This is a genomic window from Roseicyclus amphidinii, from assembly GCF_030163755.1.
GTDB lineage: Bacteria > Pseudomonadota > Alphaproteobacteria > Rhodobacterales > Rhodobacteraceae > Roseicyclus > Roseicyclus amphidinii.
Genome location: NZ_JASJOE010000110.1, coordinates 1 through 5,777, shown reverse-complemented (window position 1 = coordinate 5,777; position 5,777 = coordinate 1). Strand labels below are relative to the sequence as shown.

The window sequence follows — 5,777 nt, the reverse complement described above, 5'->3', positions numbered from 1 at the left end:
TCATCGGGGGCTCCGTATGGTCCGTGGTTGAAGTCGCCAAACTCCACCTCGAACATACACCTCGATGGCCACCAGGGATCACACCGAACGTATCGGTGAAATTACACCACGCTCGCGGACGCTACCTCGGTTTTCCCGAGACCCCGCAAAATGACTGCCGCAATTCGCCCCGTTTCCACGAGAGGCCCAGTGCCACCCAGGGTTCCGTTCGACAGGGTCAGGAAGTCTTGCACACGGGCGGTTTCGATCAGGGACGATCCAGTTCCCAGTCAGGTTTGCGGAAAGCTTCGACCAATGTGTCGACAAGGCTGCGCAGCCGCGGAACCATGTCCCGGTCGGGCAGGAAAACGGCCTGGATCGCCGTATCATCGGCTGGCGCGTGATCGGGCAGGAGTTCCACCAGCCGCCCGTCACCGACGGCGGGGCGCGCCAGGTGTTCGGCGACCCGCATGACCCCGACACCCGCAAGGCACATCTGGAACAGTGACATCCCCTGGTTGCTCCGAAACCGGCTGCGGGCATGAAAGGACAACCGTTCGCCATCCTTGACGAAATGCCAGCGGTTCAGATGCTCGCGCGTGGCATCCCAGGCGATCATCGGCATCTGCCCAAGCGCGTCCAGCGTGGTGGGCACCCCGTGGCGATGCACGAGCGACGGTGCCGCGACGACCAGCCGGCGCAACCTGCACAGGCGGCGGTGACGCAGGGATGAATCCGTCAACGGTCCCATTCGGATCGCCACGTCGATCCCGTCGGCGATCAGATCCTCGTGGTCGTCGGTCAGCCGCAGATCGAGCGACAGACCCGGATGGCGTGCAAGAAAGTCCGGGATCAACGGCGTGACGCGGTCAAGCCCGAAGGCGATGGGCGCAGACACGCGAAGCCGCCCGTCAAGCCAGGCTGCCTCCTGCTGCCACGTCGCCTCGGCGCGCTCCACCGTATCAAGCGCATGTCGCGCCGCCTCGAGGAAACGCTCGCCCGCAGGCGTCAGGCGTTGCCCCCGCGTGGTCCGGTGCAGAAGCTTGGTCGCAAGCCGCATCTCGAGCCGTTGGACCGTCTGGCTGACAAAGGGCTGGCTTGCCCCCAGCACACGCGCGGCAGTGCTGAAGCCGCCGGTGTCCACCACCGCGCGGAACACCCGCATCTCCACCAGTCGATCGTCCCGCATTTTGCCTCCAGCGCAATAACAGTTATTGCCATATCAGAATTGCCGGTTCGGCAGCGCGTTTCAATACTGCGCGGAGAGCGGTGTGGCCGCGCGGCAGGGAGGTGGCCGCAGCGCCCCCGCCCGCATCACCACACCTTGAGGGAGGGTCGACCCATGCTCGATCTCGGCAATCGCGTGTCCATCTACCAGCCCGAACAGGACGGGCTGATCTTTCCGGACCTGCCGGAATTCGCCACCGTCGCGGAGGAACGGCGCCACCGCAAGGAACGCCTGGTGGCCGCCTGTCGCGCCTTCGCGCTGCAGGGGTTCGACTACGGATTTGCCGGCCATCTGACGGTGCGCGACCCTGAACGTCCCGAGCTCTACTGGACCAACCCGATGTGCGTGCATTTCGACAAGGTGAAGATGTCGAACCTGATCCTGGTCGACCATGCGGGACGTGTGATCGAGGGCACCCATGCCGTCAATCGTGCCGGTTTCATCCTGCATGCCAACGTGCATGAGGAACATCCCGACATCATCGCCATGTGTCATGCCCATACGGTTTACGGCACCGCCTGGTGCGCGACAGGCCTGCCCATCGACCCGATCACGCAAGATGCCTGCGCCTTTTTCGAGGATCACGTGGTGATCGGCGAACAGGGCGGCGCGGTCGCGGTGGAAAACCATGCGGGCTCCGATGTGGCCAAGGCATTCAAGGGCGTGAAGGCCGCGCTGCATCAGAACCACGGTCTTTTGACCGCCAGCCGCCATTCCATCGAAAGTGCCGCTTTCTGGTTCATCGCGCTGGAACGCTGCTGCCAGCAGCAGCTGGCCATCGCCGCCTCGGGGATCGCGCCGATCCGCATTCCCGCCGACCGCGCCCGCTATTCGCGCGAGCATGTGGGCAGCGAATACATCGGCTGGCTTCATTTCCAGACGATCTGGAACCAGCTGGTGATCGATCAGCCCGACATGTTCGACTGAAACCTTTGCAGGTGCAGCGACGATTGTTCTGGACAGGGCGCGTCGCCGTATCGAACCTTTCACCACCACTTGTGGCACCCGCCCCAGACCGGCGGGTGCCACCCATCTTTCAAGAAAGGGGGGAAGGAAGCCATGTGTGAAGTCTTTGCCGGACAGGACCCGCACCGCTACGCCCTGACCACGCGGCGGCTCAGGATCAATGGTCAGAGCACGAGCATCAGGCTGGAAAACGCGTTCTGGGCGCTGCTCGACGAAATCTCGGAACGGGACGGGCTCAGCACGCCCGCCTTCATCTCGCAACTGCATTCCGAGGTGCTGATCCTGCGCGGCGAGCCGGCGAATTTCACCTCGCTCCTGCGCACGGCCTGCCTTGTGTTCATGGCCTCGGGCACGCGCCCGCAGGCGGCGCAGATGGCGGCGGAATAACGCGCCCCGCGCCATTCCACCGGGGGTAGTATCCCGATACTACCCGCCCCCGACGGCCCCGAGTCTATCCTGTGTCCAGACGAGACAACGGACAGGAGACAGGGTATTGGCCAAGGCAATCCACAGCATGATCCGCGTGCTGGACGAGGCGCGGTCGGTCGCTTTCTACCGCGAGGCCTTTGGCCTCACGGTTGCCGACCGGCTGGATTTTCCGGACTTCACGTTGGTCTACCTGTCGAACGGCGAAAGCACGTTCGAGCTGGAACTGACCATCAACAAGGGCCGGACGGACCCCTATGACCTTGGCGATGGCTATGGCCATTTGGCCGTTTCCGTCGCCGATGCCGCCGCCGAACATGCGCGGTTCGATGCGGCCGGGCTTGCCCCGCGCAAGCTGGTCGATTTCGCTCCGGCGGGCGAGGTGATCGCACGCTTCTTCTTCGTCGCGGACCCGGACGGCTACCAGATCGAGGTTTTGCAAAGAGGCGGCCGGTTCCAGTGACCGGCCCTGCGCGGTGCGGGGAGGCACCGCCGAAATCCAAGGGAGGAACAGACATGAGCAAGCATGAGACCCCGCGCGGTCTGACACGCCGCCAGCTTCTGGCGCGGGCCAGCGCCGCGGGTGCCTTTGTGGTGGGGGCAGGCTTCATCGCCGCGCCCAACGCCGCCTGGGCGATCGAGACCACCCATCTCGACCCCGAAACCTTCGCCACGCTGGTGCAGATGGCGCGCGACATCTACCCGCACGACCACGTCGCCGACGAATACTACGTCATCGCCGTGCGCGGATACGACAACCCCGAGCAGGCCGCGGCCATCACCGCCGGAATCGCGGCGCTGGACGCGGCGGCGCGCGGGCGCGGCTTTCCCGGCTACGTCGGAACCGGATGGGAACGCGACCGCGTCGACATCCTGCGGTCGATGGAGGACAGCCCCTTCTTCCAGCAGATCCGCGGGGGACTGGTGACCGGCCTCTACAACCAGAAAGAGGTCTGGCCGCTCTTCGGCTACGAGGGCGAAAGCTTCAGCCAGGGTGGTTACCTCTACCGCGGCTTCGACGACATCACCTGGCTGTGATCTGAAAGGGAGGACACACCATGGCAGCTCCATTCGACCTCAACGACGACGGCGTCGTCGTCATCATCGGCACCGGCGCGGGCGGCGGCGTGCTGGCCAACGAACTGGCCCAGCGTGGCGTCAGCGTGGTCGCGCTGGAAGCCGGCGGGCGCTACCTGCCGGAGGATTATCTCAACGACGAATGGGACAGTTTCGGGCAGCTTGCCTGGACCGACCCGCGCACCACCTCGGGCGACTGGCGCGTCGCGCGCGACTTCTCGGGCCTGCCGGCCTGGATCGTGAAGGCCGTGGGCGGCACCACGACCCATTGGGCCGGTGCATCGATCCGCTTTCAGGCGCATGAATGGAAGGCCGCGACGACCTACGGCCGCGTGCAGGGCGCGAACCTGCTCGACTGGCCGATCGACGAGGCCGAGATGGCGCCCTGGTACGAACTGGCCGAGGAAAAGCTGGGCGTGACCCGCACGAACGGCCGCGCCGGCCTGCCCGGCAACAACAACTACAAGGTCTTCGAGGCAGGCGCCCGCGCGCTTGGCTACGAGGAGGTGCATACCGGGCGCATGGCGATCAATTCCGCCGACTACGATGGCCGTCCGGCCTGCCAACAGACGGGCTTCTGCTTCCAGGGGTGCAAGTGGGGCGCCAAGTGGTCGGCGGCCTATACCGACATTCCGAGGGGCGAGGCGACCGGCAACCTCGAGGTGCGCGAGAACGCCCATGTCGCGCGCATCCTGCACGACGACCGCGGGCTGGTGACGGGGGTCGAATACTTCGACCGCGACGGCAATCTGCAATTCCAGCGTGCGCGCATCGTCGCCGTTGCGGGCAATTCCTTCGAAAGCCCGCGGCTGCTGCTGAATTCGGCCTCGTCGATGTTCCCCGACGGGCTCGCCAATTCCTCGGGCCAGGTGGGGCGCAACTACATGCGCCATGTCACCGGGTCGGTCTATGGCGTGTTCGACCAACCGGTGAAGATGTGGCGCGGCACGACCATGGCCGGCATCATCCAGGACGAGGCACGCCACGATCCCTCGCGCGGCTTCGTCGCGGGCTACGAGCTGGAAACGCTGGCGCTCGGTCTGCCCTTCATGGCGGCCTTCCTCGATCCGGGCGGCTGGGGGCGCGAGTTCACCTCGGCGCTCGACAGCTACGAGAACATGGCCGGCATGTGGATCGTCGGCGAGGACATGCCGCAGGAAACCAACCGCGTGACGCTGAACCACGATGTCGTGGACCGCTTCGGCCTGCCGGTGGCGAACGTGCATTTCGACGATCACCCCAACGACGTTGCGATGCGCAACCACGCCTATGCGCGCGGCCAGGCGATCTACGAGGCGGTGGGCGCGACCCGCACCTTCCCGACGCCGCCCTACCCGTCGACGCACAACCTCGGCACCAACCGGATGTCGGAGAATGCGCGCGACGGCGTGGTCAACCGCTGGGGACAGACGCATGACATCGCAAACCTGTTCGTCTCGGACGGCTCGCAATTCACGACCGGTGCGGCCGAGAACCCGACGCTGACCATCGTGGCGCTGGCGATCCGGCAGGCCGACCATATCGCGCGCGAGATGTCGGCCGGCAATCTGTGACACCAGCCGACGCCGGGCCGGTATCAGCGCCAAAGGCGACTAAGACGAAAAAGGCCGCATCCCCAGGGGTGCGGCCTTTCTCGTGAGACGCATGAAGAATTCCGGATCTCGACGCAGTCCCCGCCAGCTACTTTTCACCTGGCTCAATGGCGGCCAGCCGGGTTATCGATCGCGCCTCTGGTTTAGCGGCGGCGCGTTTGCGGAGGTGCCTATCGATGCTCCGGCCCTTGTTACAGGGAACCCGGACAGGGCGGAGGACAGCAAGAAAACCGACGGACATGAGGCTGGCCGCTGTCCGATCTGCCCCCCCTCTTTCAGTCATGGCGACGGCGACGGCATAGCACACCCCCGGGTGCCGCGTCCTCGCATCGGGGTGAGAGCGGACTTTCGCCGTGGGGTGGGCCAACGTCCGCGTCGCGGACAAGGACGAAGCCGCTCCGCGGCATTGGCGCATTGGGCTGATGGAGTGAGCCTGCCGTAACGATGCGCATTTTGCGATCTGTCCGACCTGTCTGACGCTTGGGACCTTCTCAATCGTCAGACAGGAG

Annotated in this window: 6 protein-coding genes; 5 read left to right on the top strand and 1 reads right to left on the bottom strand. The window is 65.4% G+C overall.

What is annotated here, in order from left to right; genetic code table 11:
* Positions 1–247: 247 nt before the first annotated feature.
* Positions 248–1,168, bottom strand: a complete 921-nt coding sequence (locus QQK83_RS18605; protein ID WP_284266844.1) for a LysR family transcriptional regulator — start codon at positions 1,166–1,168, stop codon at positions 248–250.
* A 153-nt stretch (positions 1,169–1,321) separates the two neighbouring features.
* On the opposite strand from QQK83_RS18605, the gene QQK83_RS18600 reads away from it, so the two are divergent.
* From QQK83_RS18600 to QQK83_RS18580, 5 genes are all read left to right on the top strand, one after another.
* Positions 1,322–2,134 (top strand): class II aldolase/adducin family protein, encoded by an 813-nt coding sequence (locus QQK83_RS18600; protein ID WP_284266843.1) that lies wholly within the window; start codon positions 1,322–1,324, stop codon positions 2,132–2,134.
* A gap of 132 nt (positions 2,135–2,266) precedes the next feature.
* On the top strand, positions 2,267–2,560 hold the full coding sequence (locus QQK83_RS18595) for a ribbon-helix-helix domain-containing protein (RefSeq protein ID WP_284266842.1): 294 nt from the start codon (positions 2,267–2,269) through the stop codon (positions 2,558–2,560).
* 106 nt (positions 2,561–2,666) lie between these two features.
* Positions 2,667–3,062 (top strand): VOC family protein, encoded by a 396-nt coding sequence (locus QQK83_RS18590; RefSeq protein WP_284266841.1) that lies wholly within the window; start codon positions 2,667–2,669, stop codon positions 3,060–3,062.
* Between the two features lie 53 nt (positions 3,063–3,115).
* Positions 3,116–3,637, top strand: coding sequence for a Twin-arginine translocation pathway signal (locus tag QQK83_RS18585; RefSeq protein ID WP_284266840.1), 522 nt, complete (start codon positions 3,116–3,118; stop codon positions 3,635–3,637).
* A 20-nt stretch (positions 3,638–3,657) separates the two neighbouring features.
* The gene (locus tag QQK83_RS18580; RefSeq protein WP_284266839.1) at positions 3,658–5,229 is read left to right on the top strand and encodes a GMC family oxidoreductase; all 1,572 of its coding nucleotides are present in this window, start codon (positions 3,658–3,660) and stop codon (positions 5,227–5,229) included.
* Positions 5,230–5,777 lie beyond the last annotated feature (548 nt).

Coding starts and splice junctions, on each gene's coding strand:
- QQK83_RS18585 (WP_284266840.1), top strand. CDS start 3,116: ATGAGCAAGCATGAGACCCCGCGCGGTCTGACACGCCGCCAGCTTCTG.
- QQK83_RS18595 (WP_284266842.1), top strand. CDS start 2,267: ATGTGTGAAGTCTTTGCCGGACAGGACCCGCACCGCTACGCCCTGACC.
- QQK83_RS18600 (WP_284266843.1), top strand. CDS start 1,322: ATGCTCGATCTCGGCAATCGCGTGTCCATCTACCAGCCCGAACAGGAC.
- QQK83_RS18605 (WP_284266844.1), bottom strand. CDS start 1,168: ATGCGGGACGATCGACTGGTGGAGATGCGGGTGTTCCGCGCGGTGGTG.
- QQK83_RS18580 (WP_284266839.1), top strand. CDS start 3,658: ATGGCAGCTCCATTCGACCTCAACGACGACGGCGTCGTCGTCATCATC.